Source organism: Kitasatospora sp. NPDC048194 (genome assembly GCF_043202455.1).
Lineage (GTDB): Bacteria > Actinomycetota > Actinomycetes > Streptomycetales > Streptomycetaceae > Kitasatospora.
Genome location: NZ_JBIDAK010000058.1, coordinates 1 through 22,751 on the forward strand (window position 1 = coordinate 1; position 22,751 = coordinate 22,751).

5 protein-coding genes and 1 pseudogene are annotated in these 22,751 nt (G+C 76.8%); all 6 read right to left on the reverse strand.

The genetic code is table 11. The features are described from left to right. Nucleotides 1-1,844: type I polyketide synthase (locus ACGF07_RS35000; RefSeq protein WP_392905638.1), on the reverse strand; the 1,844-nt coding region annotated here is incomplete at its 3' end. A 47-nt stretch (nt 1,845-1,891) separates the two neighbouring features. Continuing rightward, complete coding sequence (locus ACGF07_RS35005) at nt 1,892-7,555, reverse strand: type I polyketide synthase (RefSeq protein WP_392905631.1); 5,664 nt, start codon at nt 7,553-7,555, stop codon at nt 1,892-1,894. Nucleotides 7,556-7,620: 65 nt separating this feature from the next. Next, complete coding sequence (locus ACGF07_RS35010) at nt 7,621-14,052, reverse strand: type I polyketide synthase (RefSeq protein ID WP_392905641.1); 6,432 nt, start codon at nt 14,050-14,052, stop codon at nt 7,621-7,623. A 66-nt stretch (nt 14,053-14,118) separates the two neighbouring features. After that, nucleotides 14,119-14,172: pseudogene (locus ACGF07_RS35015) on the reverse strand (polyketide synthase docking domain-containing protein); the annotation flags it as partial. A gap of 56 nt (nt 14,173-14,228) precedes the next feature. Beyond that, on the reverse strand, nt 14,229-19,583 hold the full coding sequence (locus ACGF07_RS35020; protein ID WP_392905634.1) for a type I polyketide synthase: 5,355 nt from the start codon (nt 19,581-19,583) through the stop codon (nt 14,229-14,231). 119 nt (nt 19,584-19,702) lie between these two features. Then, a partial coding sequence (locus ACGF07_RS35025) for a type I polyketide synthase (RefSeq protein WP_392905636.1) occupies nt 19,703-22,751 on the reverse strand: 3,049 nt, incomplete at its 5' end.

Below are 22,751 nucleotides of genomic sequence, written 5' to 3' on the forward strand. Positions count from 1 at the left end.
CAGTCGATGTAGGGGTCGAGGGCGGTTTGGCAGCGGGCGATGGAGTCCGCGAAGACGGGGGAGGTGTCGAGGAGTTCGGCGCCCATGCCGGCCCATTGGGAGCCCTGGCCGGGGAAGACGAACACCGGTCGCTCGAAGGCGCTGGTGCCGACGCTGGTGGGGGTGGTGTCGTCGGCGATGGTGGTGAGGCTGGTGAGGAGTTCTTCGTGGTTTCGGCCGAGGGCGACGGCGCGGTGGTCGTGGGTGGTGCGGGTGGTGAGGAGGGTGTGTCCGGCGGCGCGCAGGTCGGTGTCGGGGTGGTCGTGGAGGTAGGTGGCGAGTTGTGCGGCGTGGGCGCGCAGGGCGGCCGGGGTGCGGGCGGAGATGACCCAGGGCACGACGGGCGAGGGCGCCGTGAACGCGGCCTGCTCAGGCTGCTCGGTCTCGACCGGTGGCGCCTCCTCCAGGATCACGTGCGCATTCGTCCCGCTCGCGCCGAAGGCCGAGACACCAGCCCGTCGCGGGCGCCCGTCCACCTGCGGCCACTCCCGGGCCTCCGTCAGCAGTTCCACCGCGCCGGCGGACCAGTCGACGTGCGGGGTGGGCTGGTCCACGTGCAGGGTGGGCGGCAGCACGCCGTGCCGCATCGCCATCACCATCTTGATCACCCCGGCGGCTCCCGCCGCCGCCTGGGTGTGGCCGATGTTGGACTTCACGGATCCGAGCCACAGTGGCTCGGGCCCGGGCCGCTCCTTGCCGTAGGTGGCGATCAGGGCCTGCGCCTCGATCGGGTCGCCGAGTGTCGTCCCGGTGCCGTGCGCCTCGACCGCGTCCACGTCGGCGGCGGTGAGCCGGGCGTCGGCGAGGGCGGCGCGGATCACCCGCTGCTGGGCCGGCCCGTTCGGTGCGGTGAGCCCGTTGGAGGCGCCGTCCTGGTTGACGGCCGAGCCGCGCACCACCGCGAGGACCCGGTGGCCGTTGCGCCGCGCGTCGGAGAGCCGCTCCAGCAGCAGGACACCGACGCCCTCGCCCCAGCCGGTGCCGTCGGCGGCGGCCGCGAAGGCCTTGCAGCGCCCGTCGGGGGCGAGGCCGCGCTGCCGGCTGAACTCGACGAACATGCCGGGCGCGGCCATCACCGCCGCCCCGCCCGCGAGCGCCGTCGAGCACTCGCCCCGCCGCAGCGACTGGCAGGCCAGGTGCAGGGCGACCAGCGAGGAGGAGCACGCCGTGTCCACCGTGATCGCCGGCCCCTCCAGACCGAACACGTAGGACAGCCGGCCCGAGAGGACGCTGGCCGCGCCGCCCGAGAGCAGGTATCCCTCCAGGCTCTCCGTCGCCCGCTGGGCGAGCGCCGCGTAGTCGACCTGCCCGGCGCCCATGAAGACGCCGGTCCGGCTGCCGCGCAGCGACTCCGGGGCGATGCCGGCCCGCTCGAAGGCCTCCCAGGAGGTCTCCAGCAGCAGCCGCTGCTGCGGGTCCATCGCCAGCGCCTCGCGCGGGCCGATGCCGAAGAACCCGGCGTCGAAGCCGTCCGCGCCGTCCACGAAGCCACCCTCGCGGGCGTAGGTGTGGCCGGTGCGGTCGGGGTCGGGGTCGTACAGCGCCTCCATGTCCCAGCCCCGGTCGGTGGGGAACGGCGAGACGGCGTCCCGGCCGTCCGCGACGAGCTGCCACAGCCGGTCGGCGGAGTCGGCGCCGCCGGGGTAGCGGCAGGCCATGCCGACGATCGCGATCGGCTCGCCCGCGACGGACTCCGACTCCTGGAGCCGGCGGCGGGTCTCCTGGAGGTCTGCGGTCACCCGCTTGAGGAAGTAGCGGAGCTTGTCCTCGGTCTCGCTGGCCACAGTGGCGCAACCCCTTCGGATGGGACGGGAACAGGACGGCTGGTCGGCGGTGGTACCGGCCGGAGGAGTCAGGAGATGCCGAGTTCGTTGGTGATGAAGTCGAAGACCTCGTCGTCGTCGGCGGAGTCCAACTCCAGCCCGGCGCCGGGGGACCGGTCGTCCTCCGGCCCGTTCCGGCGGCTCCACCGGTCGGCCACCGCCCGCAGCCGGTCGGCGATCCGCGCCCGCTCGGGGTGGTCGGCGCCGACCTCGGCCAGGGCGGCTTCGAGGCGGTCCAGCTCCGCGAGCACCGGAGCGGCCGAGGACGCCTCCTCGCGCGGGAGTTCCGCGTCCAGGTAGCGGGCGAGTTCCGCGGCCGTCGGGTAGTCGAAGACGAGCGTGGCCGGCAGGCGGAGACCCGAGACGGCGGTCAGGCGGTTGCGCAGTTCGACGGCCGTCAGCGAGTCGAAGCCGAGTTCGCCGAACACCCGGTCCGCCTCGACCGCGGTCGGCGCCGAGTGGCCCAGCACCAGGGCGACCTGACCGCGCACCAGGTCCAGCAGGGCCCGGGCACGCTCCGCCTCGGACAGTCCGGCGAGGCGCTGCCTGAGGGCGTCCGCCGCGCCGGCCTCCGGCCGGTGGGCGGGCGCTGCGGCCGGGCCGGCCAGCCCGCGCAGCAGCGGCGGGAGGTCCGGGCCGGCCTGGCGCAGCGCGGCCGGGTCCAGCCGGACCGGCAGCGCGGTCGGGTCCGCCCCGGCGAGCGCGGTGTCGAACAGCGCCAGGCCGTCCTGCGGGCTGAGCGGGAGCACGCCCGAGCGCCGCATCCGGCCGAGCACGGCCTCGTCGAGGGCGCCCGCCATGCCGCGGTCCTGCTGCCACAGGCCCCAAGCCAGCGACCGGGCGGGCAGGCCCCGCGCGGCGCGGTGCTGGGCGAGGGCGTCGAGGAAGGCGTTCGCCGCCGCGTAGCCGCCCTGGCCGGCGCCGCCGAGGGTGGCCGTCGCGGAGGAGAACAGCACGAAGGCGGCGAGGCCGCTGTCCCGGGTGAGTTCGTGCAGGTGCCAGGCGGCGTCGGCCTTGGGGCGGAGCGCGGCCTCGAAGCGTTCCTCGGTGAGCGAGGCCAGGGCGCCGTCCGCGGCCACGCCGGCGGTGTGGACGACGGTGGTCAGGGGGTGGTCGGCCGGGACGGCGGCGAGCACTGCCGCGAGTGCCTCCCGGTCCGCGGCGTCGCAGGCGGTCACCGTCACGGTGGCGCCCAAGGCGGTGAGGTCGGCGACGAGTTCGGCCGCGCCCGGGGCCTCGGGGCCGCGGCGGCCGAGCAGCAGCAGGTGGCGCACCCCGTACGCGGTGACCAGGTGCCGGGCGAGCAGTGCGCCGAGCGCGCCGGTGCCGCCGGTGATCAGCACCGTGCCGGCCGGGTCCAGGGCTGTGCCGTCCGGGTCCAGAGCCGCGCCGGCCCGGGCCGGCGCGGCCGCAGAGACCGCGGAGCTCGTGGCGGCCGTGGAGCTCGTGGCGGTCGTCGCCGGGCGGGCGCGCACCAGGCGCGGTGCCAGCAGGGTGCCGGCGCGCAGGGCGAGCTGCGGTTCGTCACCGGCGGCCGCCGGGGCCAGCGCGGCGGTCGGGTCGGAGTCGCCGTCCAGGTCGAGCAGGACGAAGCGGCCCGGGTGCTCGGCCTGGGCGGCCCGGACGAGGCCCCACAGCGGGGCGTGGGCGAGGTTCGGGACGTCGGCGGCCGCGCGGCCGGGGGCCGGGCCGTCGGCATCTGCCTGGCCGTCGGCGTCCGCCGGCCCCGCGGCCACCGCACCGCGCGTCACCAGGACCAGCCGGGAGCCCGCGAAACGGTCGTCCGCCGCCCACGCCGTCAGCGCGGACCAGGTCCGGCGCAGGGCGGCGCGCACGGCCGGGGGGAGCTCGCCGGTGGTGTCCGGCAGGGGCAGGACGACCGCGTCCGGGGCCGGCAGCCCCGCGGCGACGGCCTCGCCGAGCGCCGCCAGGTCCGGATGGCGGTCGAGGCCGGGGAACGCGGACCCGTCCCCGAGCACCGCCCAGCGGCCCCGGGCCGCCTCGACCGCCGGGACGGGCTCCCACGCGACGCGGAACAGGGCGTCGCCGAGCCCGGCCCGGGCCGCCGCGCGCAACTGGTCGACCGAGACCGGCCGGGCCCGCAGCGCACCGACCGAGGCGACCGGCGCGCCGGCCTCGTCGGCCACGTCCAGGGACATCGCGCCCGGCCCGGCCGGGGCCAGCCGCAGGCGCAGCACCGCGGCGCCGGGGCGGTGCAGCCGCACGTCGTTCCAGGCGAACGGCAGCAGGACCTGCTCCCCGGTGTTCCCGACCAGCCCCGCGTGCAGCGCGGCGTCCAGCAGGGCGGGGTGGACGCCGTAGCCGTCCGCCCGGCCCCGCTCCGGCTCCGGGAGGGCGACCTCGCCGTACACCTCGTCGCCGGCGCGCCACATCGCCCGCAGCCCGCGGAACGACGGGCCGTAGTCGAAACCGTCCCGGGCGACGGAGGGGTAGAAGCCGTCGAGGTCCACCGGCTCGGCGCCGCGGGGCGGCCAGTCGCCGGCCGGCTGCCAGCCGGTTCCGCCGGGCGCGGCGGACAGCGTGCCGCCCGCGTGCCGGGTCCACTCCGCCGCCTCGTCCGGGCGGGCGTACACGCCGATCGGTCGCCGGCCCGTCGCGTCGGCCGCGCCGACCACCACCTGCAGCTGGGCCGTCCCGGTCCCGGTGAGGATCAGCGGCGCCTCCTGGTCCAGCTCCTCGACCGTGGTGCAGCCGACCGACCGCGCCGCGTGCAGGGCCAGTTCCAGGTACGCGGTGCCGGGCACCACCGTGCTGCCCAGCACCACGTGGTCGGCGAGCCAGCGGTGCGAACGGGGCGACAGCCGGCCGGTGAGGATCAGCCCGCCGCCCTCGGCCGGGGTGACGGCGGCGCCGAGCAGGGGGTGCCCGGCGCTCGTCACGCCGAGCCCGGCCGGATCGGCGGGGGCGCCGCCGGTCGCGTCCAGCCAGTACCGCTCGCCCTGGAACGCGTACGTGGGCAGGTCCAGCCGGCGGCCGGCCGGGCCGTGGAGCGCGGTGAGGAGCGCGGGCCAGTCCACCCGGGCCCCCCGCACGTGCGCCTGGGCGACCGCGGCGAGCACCGTGTCCGGCTCCGGACGGCTCCGGCGCAGCAGCGGCACCGCCACGACGTCACCGGCCGCGTCCCCCGCGCTCTGCCGGGCCATGGCGGACAGCACACCGTCGGGGCCGAGTTCCAGGAAGGTCGTGACGCCCCGGTCGAGCAGGTGCCGCACGCCGTCGTGGAAGCGCACGGCCTCGCGCACGTGCCGCACCCAGTACTCCGGGGTGCGGATCAGCTCGGCGGCCACCGGCCGGCCGGTCAGGTTGGAGACCACCGGGACGGTCGGTTCGTGCAGCGTCAGGCCGTCGAGCACCGCGCGGAACGGCGCGAGCATGTCCTCCATGCGGGCCGAGTGGAAGGCGTGGCTGACGGCCAGCCGCTTCGTCCGGCGGCCCTGCGCGCCGAGCCGCTCGGCGACCGACGCGACCGCCTCCTCCTCGCCGGAGACCACGACGGAGCGGGCGCCGTTGACGGCGGCGATGCCGGCCCGGCCGGCGTGGTCCGCCAGCAGGACGGCCACCTCCGGCTCCGTCGCCTCCACCGCCACCATCGCGCCGCCGGCGGGCAGCTGCTGCATCAGGCGCCCGCGGGCGGCCACCGCCGTGACCGCGTCCTCCAGCGAGAACACGCCGGCGACGTGGGCGGCCGCGAGTTCCCCGACCGAGTGCCCGAGCACGAAGTCCGGCCGCAGCCCCCAGGATTCGGCCAGCCGGAACAGCGCCACCTCCAGCGCGAACAGGGCGGCCTGGACGAACGCCGTCCCGTCCAGCCGGGCCGCCTCGGGCGACCCCTCCTCGGCGAGCAGCACCTCGCGGACCGGCAGGCCGCTGCGCTCCGCCAGCAGGTCGCACACCCGGTCCAGCTCGGCCGCGAACACCGGGAAGCGCCGGTACAGTTCGCGGCCGGCGCCGGCCCGCTGGGCGCCCTGGCCGGTGAACAGGAAGGCCAGCCTGCCGGTGCGCGCCGCCTGGCCCCGGAACAGGTCCGGGGCGTCGTCGGCCCGGCGCAGCGCCTCGAGGCCGGCGAGCAGTTCCGCGCGGTCCGTCCCGAGCACCACCGCCCGGTGGTCGAGGCCGGCGCGGGCGGTGGCCAGCGTCCACGCGACGTCCGCGGCGGGCCACTGCGGCGCGGCGGCCACGGCGTCGGCCAGCCGGCCGGCCTGGGCGCGCAGCGCCTCGGGGCTGCGCGCCGACAGCAGCCACGGGGTCGCGGCCGGCACCGCGGGGGCGGGCTGCTCCACGGCGGGCTGCCCGTCGAGGGGCTCCTCCTCGACGGGCTGCTCCAGGATCACGTGGGCGTTGGTGCCGCTGATGCCGAAGGAGGAGACGCCGGCCCGCCGGGGGCGGTCGACGGCGGGCCAGTCGCGCCGCTCGGTCAGCAGTTCCACCGCGCCGCGCGACCAGTCGACCTGCGGGGTCGGCTCGTCGACGTGCAGGGTGGCCGGCAGGACGCCGTGGCGCAGCGCCAGCACCGTCTTGATGACGCCGGCGACGCCCGCGGCGAGCTGGGTGTGGCCGATGTTGGACTTCACCGAGCCGAGCCAGAGCGGCCGTTCGGCGGGCCGGCCCTGCCCGTAGGTGGCCAGCAGGGCCTGGGCCTCGATCGGGTCGCCGAGCCGGGTGCCCGTCCCGTGCGCCTCCACCGCGTCCACGTCGGCGGCGGTGAGCCGGGCGTCCGCGAGCGCGGCGCGGATCACCCGCTGCTGGGCCGGGCCGCTCGGCGCCGTCAGGCCGTTGGAGGCACCGTCCTGGTTGACCGCGGAGCCGCGGACCACGGCGAGCACCGGGTGGCCCAGCCGCCGGGCGTCGGAGAGCCGCTCGACCAGCAGCACGCCGACGCCCTCGCCCCAGGCGGTGCCGTCCGCCGCGCCCGCGAAGGCCTTGCAGCGCCCGTCGGGGGCGAGGCCGCGCTGCCGGCTGAACTCGATGAACATGTGCGGCGCCGCCATCACCGCCGCGCCGCCGACCAGCGCCATCGAGCACTCGCCGTCGCGCAGCGCCCGGGCCGCCAGGTGCAGCGCCACCAGCGAGGAGGAGCAAGCGGTGTCCACCGTCACCGCCGGGCCCTCCAGCCCGAAGGTGTAGGCGAGCCGACCGGAGGCCACGCTGACGGTGGTGCCGGTCAGCAGGTAGCCCTCGGCTCCCTCCGCGCCGCGCGGATCGGCGGCGTAGCCGAGCGGGGAGGCGCCGACGAACACGCCGGTCGCGCTGCCGCGGACGGACTCCGGGTCGATGCCGGCGTGTTCGAAGGCCTCCCAGGAGGTCTCCAGCAGCAGCCGCTGCTGCGGGTCCATCGCGAGCGCCTCGCGCGGGCTGATCCCGAAGAACCCGGCGTCGAACAGCTCCGCGCCCTGGACGAAGCAACCCGTCCGGACGTAGCTCCGGCCCGGCCGGTCCGGGTCCGGGTCGTACAACTCCTCGGTGTTCCAGCCGCGTTCGGCCGGGAACCCGGACAGGGCGTCCCGGCCGTCGGACACCAGGCGCCACAGGTCCTCGGGGCTGTGGACGCCGCCGGGGAAGCGGCAGGCCATGCCGACGATCGCGATCGGCTCGTGCCGGGCCTCGGCCAGCCGGTGGTTCTGCTGCTGGAGGCGCTTGTTCTCCTTGAGCGAGAGCCGGAGTGCCTCCAGCACCCTCTGGTCCTGTGGTGCAGCCTGTGATGCAGCCATCGTTGGGTTTCTCCGCAGTCCGAGCGCGATCAGAGGTCAGTGGTGCCGAAGGCCAGGCCGATCAGGTCGTCGGCGTCCATGGCGTCGATCTCGTCGAGGTCCGCGTCCGGCACGGCCGGCGGCTCCTCGGGTCCGGCGCCGGCCAGCGCCAGCAGCGCGTCGAGCAGGCCGGCGGCGCGCAGCCGGGCCGGCGGGACGGTCGCCAGCAGCCGGCTGACCTCCTCGTCCGGGACGGCACGGCCGGCGGGTCCGGCCGGGCCGCCCGATGCAGCCGGGGCCAGTTCGGCCTGGAGGAAGGCGGCCAGCGCGTCCGGCGTCGGATGGTCGAAGACCATGGTGGCCGGCAGCCGCAGTCCGGTCGCGGCGTTGAGCCGGTTGCGCAGTTCGACGGCGGTCAGCGAGTCGAAGCCGAGCTGCTTGAACGCCCGGTCCGGCTGGATCGCCCCGTCGGTGGCGTGCCCGAGCACCACGGCCGCGTTGCTGCGCACCAACTCCAGCAGGGCGCGGGCGCGTTCGGCCTCCGGTAGGGCGGCCAGCCGCAGGGCCGGTGCGGGCCCGTCGTCCGCCGCGTCGGCCGCCGCCGCGCGCCTGGCACCCGCACCGACCAGTCGGCGCAGCAGCGGCGGCACCGAACCGGACGCGAAGGCGGCACGGGCGGCCGCGACGTCGAGCTTCATCGCCACCAGCTGGTCCCGGTCGGAGTGCAGGGCCGCGCCGAACATCGCCAGGCCGTCCGCGTCGGATAGCGGGCTCACGCCGGAGCGCCGCAGCCGGGCCAGGTCGCCCGCGTCGAGGTGGCCGGTCATGCCGCTGGCTCGCTCCCACAGGCCCCAGGCGATCGACAGGCCGGGCAGCCCCTCGGCGCGGCGACGCCGGGCGAGCGCGTCCAGGAAGGCGTTGGCCGCGGCGTAGTTGCCCTGACCGGGGCCGCCCAGGACGGCCGCCGAGGAGGAGAACAGCACGAAGGCGCGGAGGTCCGCGTCCCGGGTCAGCTCGTGCAGGTGCCAGGCGGCGTCCACCTTGGGGCGCAGCACGGCCGTGACCTGCGCGGGGGTCAGCGAGGCGATCACCGCGTCGTCCAGCACGCCCGCGGCGTGGACGACGCCGGTGAGCGGGTGTTCGGCCGGCACGGCGGCGAGCACCCGCGCGAGGTCCGCACGGTCGGCCGTGTCGCAGGCGGTGACCGTCACGGCGGCGCCCAGCGCGGTGAGTTCGGCGGCGAGTTCGGCCGCACCGGGGGCCTCGGGGCCGCGGCGGCCGAGCAGCAGCAGGTGCCGCACGCCGTGGTCGGTGACCAGCCGGCGCGCCACCAGGCCGCCCAGCACGCCCGTGCCGCCGGTGATCAGCACGGTGCCGTCCGGGTCCAGAGCGGTGCCGCCCCGACCCGGCGCGGCGGGCATGGTGAGCACCACCTTGCCGACGTGCCGGGCCTGGCTCATGAAGCGGAACGCCTCCAGCGCCCGCCGGACGTCCCAGGTGCGGGCCGGGACCGGACGGAGCACCCCGCGCTCGAACAGCGGCATCAGTTCGGCCATCATCCGGCCGATCCGGTCGTAGCCGGCCTCGATCAGGTCGAACCACAGGTAGGACGTGCCGGGGTGGGCGGCGGCGACCTCGGCCGCGTCGCGGATGTCGGTCTTGCCCATCTCCACGAACCGCCCGCCGTCCGCGAGCAGCCGCAGCGAGGCGTCGACGAACTCGTGGGCGAGGGAGTTGAGGACCACGTCGACGCCCCGCCCGCCGGCGGCCTCGCGGACCCGCTGCTCGAAGTCGAGGCTGCGCGAGGAGGCGATCCGATCCTCCGGCACGCCGAGCGCCCGCAGGGTCTCCCACTTGGCGGGAGCGGCCGTGGCGAACACCTCGCCGCCCAGGTGGCGGGCCAGTTGGAGCGCCGCCATGCCGACGCCGCCGGTCGCCGAGTGGATCAGCACCGACTCGCCGGCGCCCAGGCCGGCGAGGTCGACCAGGCCGTAGTACGCGGTCAGGAAGGCGATCGGCACCGAGGCGCCCTCGGTGAACGTCCAGTGCGCGGGAAGCGGGACGAGCAGCCGCTGGTCGACCACGGCGACCGGCCCGAACGAGCCGGGCACCATGCCCATCACGCGGTCGCCCGGCGCGAACGCGGTGACGCCGGGCCCGGTCTCCAGCACGACGCCGGCCGCCTCCCCGCCCATGACGTCCTGGTCGACCATGCCCAGGCCGAGCAGCACGTCGCGGAAGTTCATGCCGGCGGCGCGGACGGCCAGCCGGACCTGTCCGGGCGCGAGCGGCTCGGAGGCCGCCGGGTGGGGGAGGAGGGCGAGGTTCTCCAGGGTGCCCTTGGCGGTGGTGTCCAGGCGCCAGTGGGGCGCGTCCGCCGGGGGCTCCAGCAGCCGGCCGGTGGCCGCGCGGACCAGCCGGGGGGCCAGCAGGACGCCGTCCCGGGCGGCCAGTTGGGGCTCGGCGCCGGCGAGCGCGGCGGCCAGGGCGCCCTGCCGCCCGGCCGCACGGCCGTCCAGCGCACGCCCGTCCAGGTCGAGCAGGACGAAGCGGCCCGGGTGCTCGCTCTGGGCGGAGCGCAGCAGGCCCCAGACCGCGGCACCGGCGAGGTCCTGCACGCTCTCGCCGGACCCGGCGGCCACCGCGCCGCTGGTGAGCACGACGAGCCGGGCGGCGGCGAACTGGTCGCTCGCCAGGAACTCCTGGGTGACCGTCAGGACCTCCGCGACGGCGGCGTGCGCGGCGGCGGACGGGTCCGCGGACTCCGGGCCGTCGGGACCGGTACAGGTGACCAGGACGGCGTCCGGGACGGTCGCACCGGCCTCCACGGCCTTGGCGAGGGCCGCCAGGTCGGGATGCGTCCCGAGCCGGAGGTCGTCGGGCAGCCCGACGCGGTCGGCGCCGAGCAGCACCCAGCGCCCGGCGGGCGTCCCGGAGGACGGGGGCAGTTCGGTCCACTCCACGGCCAGCAGCCGGTCCGCGTCGTCGTCTGCCGCCCGCAGCTGCTCGCGGTCCACCGGACGGCTCGCCAGCGATGCCACCCGGGCGACGGGCGCGCCGCTCCCGTCGGCCACCGTGAGGGCGACCGCGTCGGCCCCGTCCGGTGACAGGCGCACCCGCAGGGCGGTCGCGCCGGTGGCGTACAGGGAGACGCCGCTCCACGAGAACGGCAGCCGCACCTCACCGGGGGCGGCGGCCGCCGCCGCGTGCAGGGCCGCGTCCAGCAGGGCGGGATGCAGGCCGAACCGCGCGGCCGCGTCGTGCTGCTCGCGCGGCAGCCGTACCTCGGCGAACAGCTCCTCCCCCTGCCGCCAGAGCGCCTGCAGGCCCCGGAAGGCGGGCCCGTAGCCGAGGCCCTCGGCGGCCAGGCGGGAGTAGAGGTCCGTGAGGTCCACCGGTTCCGCGCCGGCCGGGGGCCAGGCGGCGAGGTCCCAGGACGGGTGCTCGGCGCCCGTCGCCAGGACGCCGGTCGCGTGCCGGGTCCAGGGGGCGTCGGCGTCGGGTCGGTCCGGGCGGGAGTGGACGGAGACGGCGCGCCGCCCGTCGTCGGCGGCGGACCCGATCCGGACCTGGAGCTGGACGGGGCCGTCCTGCGGGAGCAGCAGCGGTGCCTGGAGGGTGAGTTCCTCGAGCACGTCGCGGCCGCCGTGGTCGCCGGCGTGGAGGGCGAGTTCGACGAGCGCGGTGCCGGGGGCGAGGACGGTGTCCCAGACGGCGTGGTCGGCGAGCCAGGGGTGGGTGGTGAGGGAGATCGAGCCGGTGAGGACGAGTTCGTCGTCGTCTGCGAGCGGGAGGAGCGCGCTGAGCAGGGGGTGGTCGGCGGGGGTGAGGCCGGCGGTGCGGACGTCTCCGGTGGGTGCGGGGGCGTCGAGCCAGAAGCGTTCGCGTTGGAAGGGGTAGGTGGGCAGGTCGATCCGTCGGCGTCGGATGGTGGGGAGCAGGGCTGACCAGTCGACGGGGTGGCCGTGGGCGTGGACCTCGGCGAGGGAGGTGAGCAGTCGTCGGAGGCCGCCTTCGTTGCGGCGGAGGGTGCCGGTGGTGAGGGTGGGGTGGTTCGTGGTTTCGGCGGTGTCCTGGATGGTCGTGGTGAGGACGGGGTGGGGGCTGATTTCGACGTAGGTGGTGTGGCCGTCGGTGAGGGCGGTGCGGATGGCGTCGGTGAATCGGACGGGTTGGCGGAGGTTGGTGTACCAGTAGTGGGGGGTGAGGGTGGTGGTGTCGATGGGGGTGCCGGTGACGGTGGAGTAGAGGGGGATGGTGGCCGGTTTGGGGGTGATGCCGGCGAGTTGGTCGAGGAGTTGTTGGTGGATGGTTTCGACGTGGTGGGTGTGGGAGGCGTAGTCGACGTCGATGCGGCGGGCGCGGATCTGGTGGTGTTCGCAGTGGGTGAGGAGTTCGGTGAGGGCGGTGGCGTCGCCGGCGATGACGGTGGTGGTGGGTCCGTTGTGGGCGGCGATGGCGAGCTGGTGGCGCCAGGGGGCGAGGAGTTGGGTGGTGTCCTCGTGGCTGAGGGGGATGGAGGCCATGCCGCCGTGTCCGGCGATGGCGAGGATGGCTTGGCTGCGCAGGGCTGCGATGCGGGCGCCGTCGTGGAGGGTGAGGGCTCCGGCGATGGTGGCGGCGGCAATTTCGCCTTGGGAGTGGCCGATGACGGCGGTGGGGTGGATGCCGAGGGATTGCCAGAGCTCGGCGAGGGCGACCATGGTCGCGAAGAGGGTGGGTTGGACGATGTCGACGCGGGTGAGGTCGAGGTGGCCGCGTAGGGCGTCGGTGAGGGACCAGTCGATGTAGGGGTCGAGGGCGGTTTGGCAGCGGGCGATGGAGTCCGCGAAGACGGGGGAGGTGTCGAGGAGTTCGGCGCCCATGCCGGCCCACTGCGAACCCTGGCCGGGGAACACGAACACCGGACGCCCGAACGTGCCGCTGCCCAGAACGACCCCTGGCACGGCGGTCCTCTCGGCGACGGCGGCGAGACCGCTCAGCAGCTCGGCCCGGTTCTCCCCGATCACCACAGCCCGCTGCTCGAACAGGGACCGGTCCGACACCAGCGCTGCGGCCACCTCCGCCACTTCCCACTCCGGGTGCGCCTCGACCGCTGCCCGCAACTGCTCGGCCTGGGCGCGCAACGCCCGCTCGTCCCGGGCGGACAGCACCCACGGCAGCAGAGTGCCGCCGACCGCGGCCACGCCGGTCACCGGTTCCTCCACCGGCTCGTCCGCCGGCGCCTCCTCCAGGATGACGTGCGCGTTCGTCCCGCTGACCCCGAAGGAGGACACGGCCGACCGCCGCGGCCGCCCCGTCTGCGGCCACTTCCGGGCCTCGGTGAGCAGTTCCACGGCGCCGGAGGACCAGTCGACGTGCGGGGTGGGCTCGTCGACGTGCAGGGTGGGCGGCAGCACGCCGTGCCGCATCGCCATCACCATCTTGATGACGCCGCCGACCCCGGCCGCCGCCTGGGTGTGGCCGATGTTGGACTTCAACGAGCCCAGCAGCAGCGGCCGTTCGGCAGGCCGCTCCTGCCCGTACGTCGCCAGCAGGGCCTGGGCCTCGATCGGGTCGCCCAGCCGGGTGCCCGTCCCGTGCGCCTCCACCGCGTCGATCAGGTCCGGCGACAGCCCGGCCTCGGCGAGGGCCTGCCGGATCACCCGCTGCTGCGAGGGCCCGTTCGGCGCGGAGAGGCTGCTGCTGGCGCCGTCCTGGTTGACCGAGGAGCCGCGGACCACGGCGAGCACCGGATGGCCCAGCCGCCGGGCGTCGGACAGCCGCTCGACCAGCAGCATGCCCGCGCCCTCGCCCCAGGCGGTGCCGTCGGCGGCCGCCGCGAAGGACTTGCAGCGCCCGTCCCGGGCGAGGCCGCCCTGACGGCTGAACTCGACGAAGGTGTCGGGCGTGGCCATCACCGTGACGCCACCGGCCAGCGCCATGGTGCAGTCGCCGCGCCGGACGGCCTGGGCAGCGAGGTGGAGCGCCACCAGGGACGAGGAGCAGGCCGTGTCCACGGTCACCGCCGGCCCTTCCAGTCCGAGCACGTAGGCGATCCGTCCGGACGCGACGCTGCCCGCGGTGCCGCTGCCCAGGAAGCCCGCGACCGACTCGTCCACGGAGGCCAGCCGGGTGCCGTAGTCGTGGTACATCAGGCCGGTGAACACCCCGACCCGGGTGCCGCGCACGGTCGCGGGGGCGATGCCGGCCCGCTCGAAGGCCTCCCAGGAGGTCTCCAGCAGCAGCCGCTGCTGGGGGTCCATGGCGAGGGCCTCCCGGGGGCTGATGTCGAAGAACCCCGGGTCGAACCGGTCGGCCCCGTCGAGGAAGCCGCCCTCGCAGACGTAGGAGGTGCCGGGGCGCAGGCCGTCCGGGTCGTAGAAGTCCTCGATGCGCCAGCCGCGTTCGGCGGGCGGCGCGCCGACGGCGTCCCGCCCGGCGGCAGCCAGCTCCCACAGCTCCTCAGGGGTCCGGACCCCGCCCGGGTAGCGGCAGCTCATTCCGACGATCGCGATCGGCTCGCGGTCGGCGGCCTCCAGTTCGGCCGTCCGGCGGCGTGCCTCTGCGAGTTCGGCGGCAGCCCACCGGAGGTGCTCGCGAAGCTTGTCTTCATGTGCCACTTGAGCCTGCTCCTATAGCCGGTGCGGGGATCGAGGTGTTGCCGGGTTCTCGGCCCTCAGCGGGCGCGCAACTGGTCCAGTACGTCGAAGAGCTCGTCGTCGGTCGCCGAGGCGAGGTCGGGTCGGTCGGCGCCGTCCCGGCCGTCGTCGCCCCAGCGGGCGAGGAGGTCCCTCAACCGGTGGGTGATCGCGGTCCGGGCCTGGTCGTCGTCGGTGAAGGGCGTCAGGAACGCCTCCAGCCGGTCGAGTTCCGCGAGCGCCGGCCCCACCTCCGTCCTCGCCCCGGAGCCGAACAGGCTGCAGAGGTGATCGGCCAGGGCCGTTGCGGTGGGGTGGTCGAACACCAGGGTGCTGGGCAGTTGGAGGCCGGTCGCCTCCTGGAGCCGGTCCTGGAGCTCGAGGTTGGCGAGCGAGTCGAAGCCCAGGTCGACGAAGCCCTGGCCGGGGTCGACGTCCTCGGGGGAGGACTCGGCCAGCACGATCGCCGCATGGGTCCGGACGAGGTCGAGCAGGGCGCGTCGGCGCTCGGTCTCCGGCATCGCCCGGAGGCGCTGTGCGAAGCCGGTCTCCGGGCCCGCCGCCGGAGCGGCTGCCGCGGCAGCGGCGGGCGCCGGTCCGGTGACCGGTTCCCGCAGCAGCGACGGGACCTGTCCCTGTTCGGCGCGGCCCCGCACCACCGCGGGGTCCAACCGGACCGGGACGAGCACCGATTCGGTGATCATCATACGGGCGCTGTCGAAGAGATCAAGTGCCTCCGCGGTGGAGAGCGCGCCGAACCCGCTCCGAGCCAACTTTCCTGCCTGTGCGGCGCTCAGACGTTCCGTCATGCCGCTGCGTTCGGCCCACAGGCCCCAGGCCAGGGACAGCCCCGGCAGTCCCTCGGTGTGGCGCCGCCGGGCGAGCGCGTCGAGGAAGGCGTTCGCGGCGGCGTAGTTGGCCTGTCCGGCGGTGCCGAAGGTGCCCGAGGCCGAGGAGAACAGGACGAAGGCGTCCAACCCGCAGTCGCGGGTCAGTTCGTGGAGGTGCCAGGCCGCGTCCACCTTCGGTCGCAGGACGGCGTCGAGCCGGTCGGGGGTGAGCGCGGAAACCAGGCCGTCGTCGGTCACACCGGCGGCGTGCACCACCGCCGTCAGCGGACGGTCCGCCGGCACCGAACGCAGCAAGGCGGCCAGGGCCTCGCGGTCGGAGGTGTCGCAGGCGGCGACCCTGACCTCCGCACCCGACGCGGTGAGCTCCGCGACCAGTTCCGCCGCTCCCGGGGTCCGCTCCCCGCGGCGCCCGGCCAGCAGCAGGTGCCGGGCGCCGCGTGCGACCAGGTGACGGGCGAGCAGACCGCCGAGCGTGCCGGTGCCGCCGGTGACCAGGACGGTGCCGTTCGGATCGAAGGCGGGGCTGTCCCCGGCGGGCCGCTCGACCGGCACCAGCCGCGGCGCCAGCACCTCGGACCGGCGCAGGGCCAGCTGCGGCTCGTCCGAGGCGAGGACCCGGGCCAACTCGGCCTCGGTGGGAGCCGGCCCGTCGAGGTCCAGCAGGCCGAAGCGCCGCGGGTGCTCGGACAGGGCCGACCGCAGCAGGCCCCAGACCGCGGCCGAGGCCAGGTCGGGCGCCGAGGCGTCGTCACCCGCGACCTGGGCGCCCCGGGTGACCACGACCAGCCGGGCGGCGGCGAACCGCGGCTCGGCGAGCCAGGAGCGCACCAGCTCGAGGGCAGCGGAGGTGGCGGCGTGGACGGCGGCCGGTACGTCGCCGGCGGCCGGTTGCACGGGTGCGAGCACCACGTCCGGCACCGGTGACCCGGCGGCGGCCAGCGCCGCGAGGTCCGGGTAGTGGGCCGCGGAGGCCACCGCGAGTCCGGCGCCCACCACCGCCGTCCGCAGCGCGGCCGTCTCCGGGGCGTCGGTCTCCGGTGCGGCCGGCACCGGCTCCCACCGGATGCGCCAGAGCAGGGCGGAGCCGGCCGGGTCGCCGGGCAGCGGCCGTGACCGCAGGCCCGCGACCGATGCCACCGGGACGCCCGCCGGGTCGGCCGCTTCGAGTGTGATCGTGTCCGGTCCGGTGGGTGCCAGCCGGACCCGCAGGGCCGTCGGGCCCGTCCCGCGCACCGAGACGCCGTGCCAGGCGAACGGGACCGGGATCGGCCCGCCGGCCTGCGGGGCCGCGGCGGCGCAGGCCTGGAGCGCGGCGTCCAGCAGCGCCGGGTGGAGTCCGTACCGCGCGGCGTCGGCCCGGTCCGCCTCGGAGAGGGCCACCTCGGCGAACACCTCCTCGCCGCGCCGCCAGAGCGCGCGCAGCCCGCGGAAGGCGGGGCCGTAGTCGAGGCCCAGGCCGGCGAAGCGGCGGTAGCACCCGTCGAGGGCGACCGGCTCGGCGCCGGGCGGCGGCCAGGAGACCAGGTCCGGGGAGCCGGCCGGCTGCTCGGTTGCCACGGCGCCGGCGGCGTGCCGGGTCCAGGGGGCGTCCTCGGGCTCGGCCGGCCGGGAGGACAGCTCCACCGTCCGGCGGCCGGACCCGTCCGGGGCCCCGACGGCCAGCCTGACCCGGACGCCGCTCTCCGGGGCGCTGTCGCGGTCGGGGAGTTCCAGCGGGGCGTGCAGGGCCAGTTCGGCGATGTGCGCGCAGCCCGTCCGGGCGCCCGCCCAGCGGACCAGCTCGACCACGGCGGTGCCGGGCAGCAGGACGCGTCCGTGCACGGTGTGGTCGGCGAGCCAGGGCAGCTCGGCGGGCGACAGCCGGCCGGTGAACAACAGCCCCCCGCCGTCGGGAAGTTCCACCACGGCGCGGAGCAGCGGGTGGTCCGCCGGAGCGAGTCCGGCGGCCGCCACGTCGGGGGCGGCCGGCCCGTCCTCCAGCCAGTAGCGGCGGCGCTGGAACGGGTAGGTCGGCAGGTCGACCGGGCGCAGGCCGGTGGCCGGGAACGCCGCCGACCAGTCGGCAGGACCGCCGTGGACGTGCAGCTCGGCCAGCGCGGTGAGCAGCCCGTACGGGTCGCCGAGCGGCGCGGTGGCGTCGCCGGGGGATGCGGTGGCGGCGTCGAGCGGCGCGGCGGCGGCGCTCAGGGATGCGGCGGCGGCGCCGGGGAGGTCCGGGGCGCCGAGCACGTCCACGACACCGACCACCTGGACGTCAGGGCCCGCGTCGGTCGCGATCCGGGCGGCCGACCCGGGACCGAGGGCGACGAACCGGGTGTGGCCGCGCTCCAGCAGCCCGCGCACCGCCTCGGCCGGATCGCCCGTCAGCAGCGGTACCGCGGCACCGGACGGCTCGGACGCCTCGCCGGACACCGCCGCGCGCGCCCCCTCCGCCAGGGAGAGCGCCTGCGCGACACAGGCCCCCGCGATGGCGGCCTCGCCCGGCGCGACCACGGCGGCCGGCTCCACGCCGTGCCCCCGCCACCACCCGGCGAGGGCGACCAGCACGGCCCAGCCCACCGCGCGGCGGACCTCCGGTCGGGCCCGGTCCGGCGCGCCCGCGGCGCCGTGCAGCACCTGGGTGGCGGACCAGCCGGCGGTCTCCACGAGCGCCGCGTCGCAGGCCGCCAGCCGCCCGGCGAACAGCGGTGACGCGTCCAGCAGGCGCAGCACCAGGCCGGCCCGCACCGACGGCCGCTCCGGCAGCACGAACACCACCCGGGCGTCCCCCCGGGCGACGCCCCGGACCAGCCCGGGCTGCGGTTCGCCCGCCGCCAGGGCGGCCAGTCCGGCCCGGAAACCGGCCCGGTCCGCCCGCAGCAGGACGGCCCGGTGCTCGAAGGCCGTGCGGGTGCCCGCGAGTGCGGCGCCCACCTCGGCGGCGGTCGGGGCGGGCTGCGCGTCCAGGTGCTCCAGCAGCCGTGCGGCCTGGGCGCGCAGCGCGGCCTCGGTGCGGCCGGAGAGCACCCACGGCAGGGCCGTCCCGGGCAGCCCGGGGGGTCCCGGTTGCCGGGGCGGCTCGGAGGGCGCGAACTGTTCGGACGGTACGGCCCGTTTAGCGGGTACGGCCTGGGCGCCCGGCGCGGGCTGTCCGGTCGGCGCGGGCTGTTCGTCCGGCGCGGGCTCGGCCTCCTCCAGGACGAGGTGCGCGTTGGTGCCGCTCACCCCGAAGGACGACACCCCGGCGCGGCGCGGCCGCCCCGTCGCCGGCCAGGGCCGGGCGGCGCTCAGCGGTGCCACCGCGCCCGCCTCCCAGTCCACGTGCGGGTTGGCGCCGTCGAGGTGCAGGGTGCGCGGCAGCACGCCGTGCCGGATCGCCATCACCGTCTTGATCACGCCGGCCACGCCCGCCGCCGCCTGGGCGTGGCCGATGTTGGACTTCACCGAGCCGAGCCACAGCGGCTCCGAACCGGACCGGTCCTGACCGTAGGTGGCCAGCAGCGCCTGGGCCTCGATCGGGTCGCCGAGCGTCGTCCCGGTGCCGTGCGCCTCCACCGCGTCCACGTCCCGCGCCGACAGCCCGGCGTTCTCCAGCGCCTGCCGGATCACCCGTTGCTGGGCGGGCCCGCTCGGCGCCGTCAGACCGCTGCTCGCGCCGTCCTGGTTGACCGCACTGCCCCGGATCACCGCGAGGACCCGCCGGCCGTGCCGCCGGGCGTCCGAGAGCCGCTCCAGCAGCAGCATCCCGACGCCCTCGCCCAGGCTGGTCCCGTCGGCCGTGGCCGAGAACGCCTTGCACCGCGCGTCGGGGGCCAGCCCCCGCTGGCGGCTGAACTCGACCAGCGCCATCGGCGAGGCCATCACCGTCACCCCGCCGGCCAGGGCCAGCGCGCACTCGCCGTTGCGCAGCGCCTGCGCGGCCTGGTGCAGCGCCACCAGCGAGGACGAGCACGCCGTGTCGAGGGTGACGGCCGGGCCCTCCAGGCCGAGGGTGTAGGCGACCCGGCCGGAGGCGACGCTGCCGGTGCTGCCGTTGCCGACGTAGCCCTCGAACTCCCCCGGCACCCGGCGCAGTCGCGAGGCGTAGTCCTGGTAGATCACCCCGGCGAAGACGCCGGTCCGGCTGCCGCGCAGGGACGCCGGGTCGATGCCCGCCCGCTCGCACGCCTCCCAGGACGTCTCCAGTAGCAGGCGCTGCTGCGGGTCGGTGGCCAGCGCCTCGCGGGCGCTCATGCCGAAGAACGCCGGGTCGAACTCGGCGGCGTCGTGCAGGAATCCGCCCTCGCGGACGTACACCGAGCCGTGCCGGGCCGGATCAGGGTCGTACAGGCCGGCGTCCCAGCCGCGGTCGGTCGGGAAGGGCGAGATGACGTCCCGTTCCTCGGCCACCACCCGCCACAGGTCCTCCGGGGAGGTGACCCCGCCGGGGTAGCGGCACGCCATGCCGACGATCGCGATCGGCTCGCGGGCCCCGTCCTCCAGCTCCTGGAGCCGCCGGCGCGTCCTGCGCAGGTCGACGGTCAGCCGCTTGAGCGCGTCGACGACCTTCTCGTCACTCGTCATTCCGCTGTGCGCCTCTCTGTTCAACGACGGCTCCGACAGCCGGTCCGCCGGCCTGGCCGACGGCAGGTCCGACGGCGTGGCCCTCGACGGGTCCGGTGACGGGTCCAGGACGGGCATGGTCACGAGTTCCGCAGCTCGCTGTCGACGATGTCGAGGATCTCGTCGAGCGTCGCGTCCCCGAACTCCTCGTCCTCGGAGGCGGATTCGGCCGCGCGGCCGGTGGCGTGGCCGGTGGCGCGGTCGGCGGTGCGTCCGGCGGACGGCTCGGACTGCGGCGGGTGCAGCTGCGCGGCCAGCCCGCGCAACCGGGCGGCGAGCCGCTCACGCGCCGCCCGGTCCGCGGGGGCGAGGTCGCGCAGGCCCGCCTCCAGGCCGTCGAGGTCGAGGAGGACCGGCGACTCGGCCGGCCGTTCCCGCCGCCCGAGCAACTCCCCGAGGTGCGCGGCCACGGCGGCCGGTGTCGGGTGGTCGAAGACCAGCGTCGCCGGCAGCCGCAGACCGGTGGCCGTGGCCAGCCGGTTGCGCAGCTCCACCCCGCGCAGCGAGTCGAACCCGGACTCCAGGAACCCGCGCCCGGCCGCGACCGCCTCCGGCGAGGTGTGGCCGAGGACTGCGGCCGCCTGGCCGCGCACCAACTCGACGAGCCGGTGCGACCGTTCGGCGGCGGGCAGCCCGTCGAGCGACAGGCCGGGGCCGGTGTCGGCCGCCGCCTCCGGACGGGCCGCCCGCCGGGGCGCCGCACCGAGCAGCGTCCGCAGCAGCGGCAGGTCCCGCCCCGATCCGCCCTCGCGCAGCGCGGGGAGGTCCAGCCGGACCGGGACCACCAGCGGCCGTTCCTGGGCGAGCGCCGTGTCGAACAGCGCCAGAGCCGCTGCCGTGGACATCGGCAGCACGCCGGAGCGCCGCATCCGCGAACGGTCCGCCCCGCTCAGGCCGCTGGTCATCGTGCTGGCCGCCGACCACAGCCCCCATGCCATCGACACCCCGGGCAGGCCCAGGGCGCGGCGGTGCGCGGCCAAGCCGTCCAGATAGGCGTTGGCGGCCGCGTAGTTGGCCTGGCCGGCATTGCCGAGCAGCCCGCCCGCGGCCGAGAACAGCACGAACATCGCGGGCTTGGCGTTCACGGTCAGCTCGTGCAGGTTCCAGGCCGCGTCCGCCTTCGGGCGCAGGACGGCTCTGGCCCGCTCCGGCGTGAGCGAGGCGAGCGTGCCGTCGTCCAGCACCCCGGCCGCGTGCACCACGCCGGTCAGCGGATGGTCTGCCGGGACGGCGGCGAGCACCGCGGCCAGGGCGGCGCGATCGGCCGCGTCGCACGAGGCGATCGTCACCTCGGCGCCCGACTCGGCCAGCGAGGAGGCGAGTTCGGCGGCCCCCGGCGCGCGCCGGCCCTGCCGGCTGACCAGCAGCAGATGCCGGACACCGTACGTGTCGACCAGGTGGCGGGCGACCAGCGCACCCAGCGTGCCGGTCCCGCCGGTGATCAGCACCGTGCCCTCCGGGTCCAGGCCGGGCGCGGCGAATCCCCCGTCCGGGTGCAGTCGGGCCAGCCGGGGCACCAGCACCCGCCCGGCCCGGAGCGCGTACTGCGGCTCGGCGCCGTCCAGCACGGCCGGCAGCACCGTCGACAGCTCCGACGGAAGCTCCGGGGACCGGGCGTCCGACCGGGCGACGGCGTCGTCGGACGCGAGGCCGTCGGCGACGGGCCCGTCGACGTCCAGCAGGACGAACCGGCCCGGGTGCTCGGCCTGGACCGACCGCACCGCACCCCAGACCGCGGCTGCGGCGAGGTCCGGCGAGGCGACCGGGTCGGGCGAGGCGTCGACGGCACCGCTGGTCACGACCACCAGCGGGGCGGCGCCGAACCGGTCATCGCTCACCCAGGCCTGGAGCAGCGACAACGCCCGCTCCACTGCCCGCCCGGCCGCGTCCGCGGACAGGGTGTCCTCGCCGGGCTCCGCCGACCAGCGGACCACGACGGCTTCGGGCACCGGCGCACCGGCACCGATCGCTTCGGCGAGGGCGGCGAGGTCGGGGTATCCGCCGGGCCCGTCGGAACCGAGCACCGCGAGGCGCACGGCGCCCGCGGCCGAGCGGCCGGGCGACTCCTGCCAGGTCAGCTGGAACAGCGAGTCGGCGCCCGCGCGGTGGGCGGCCGACCCGAGCTGCGCCGGGGAGACCGGCCGGACGGCGAGCGAGTCGAGCGTGGCCACCGGCAGACCGGTCGGGTCGGCCACCGCCAGCGAGAGCTGGTCCGGGCCGGTGGGGGTCAGCCGCACCCGCAGCGCGGTCGCGCCGGTGGCGTGCAGGGTGACACCGCTCCACGAGAACGGCAGCCGCACCTGCGCGGCGCCGTCGATCAGCGTGGTGTGCAACGCCGCGTCCAGCAGCGCCGGGTGCACGCCGAACTGTGCGGCCGCGTCGTGCTGCTCGCGCGGCAGCCCCACCTCGGCGTACACCTCCTCGCCGCGCCGCCAGGCGGCGCGCAGACCCCGGAACGCCGGGCCGTACCCCAGACCGTCTTCGGTCAGCCGCTGGTACAGGCCGGTGAGGTCGACCGGCACGGCCCCGGCCGGCGGCCAGGCGGCGCCCAGCGCCCACCCCGCGACCGCTTCGGTCGCTTCGGCCGGTTCGGCCGGTTCGGCCGGGGAGACGGTGCCGGTCGCGTGGCAGGTCCACACATCGCCGGCCGCGGAGCCGTCGACGGCGGAATGGACCGTGACGGTACGGCGTCCGGCGGCGTCCGCCGCACCGATCCGGACCTGGAGCCGGACGGCCAGCTCACCGGGAAGGACCAGCGGCGCCTGGAGGGTCAGCTCCTCGATGTGGTGGCAGCCGAGGCGGCGGCCGGCGTGGAGGGCGAGTTCGACCAGCGCGGTGCCGGGGGCGAGGACGGTGTCCCAGACGGCGTGGTCGGCGAGCCAGGGGTGCGTGGCGGCGGAGAGCCGACCGGTCAGCAGCACTCCCTCGTCGTCCGGCAGCGGGACGGCCGCCGCGAGCAGCGGGTGCCCGGCGGAGTCGAGTCCGGCGCTGCGGGGGTTCGCGGTCGCGGGCGGGGTGAGCCAGAAGCGTTCGCGTTGGAAGGGGTAGGTGGGGAGGTCGGGGTGGTGGCCTGGGTGGAGGTGGGGGGTCCAGTCGACGGGGTGGCCGTGGGTGTGGAGGTGGGCGAGG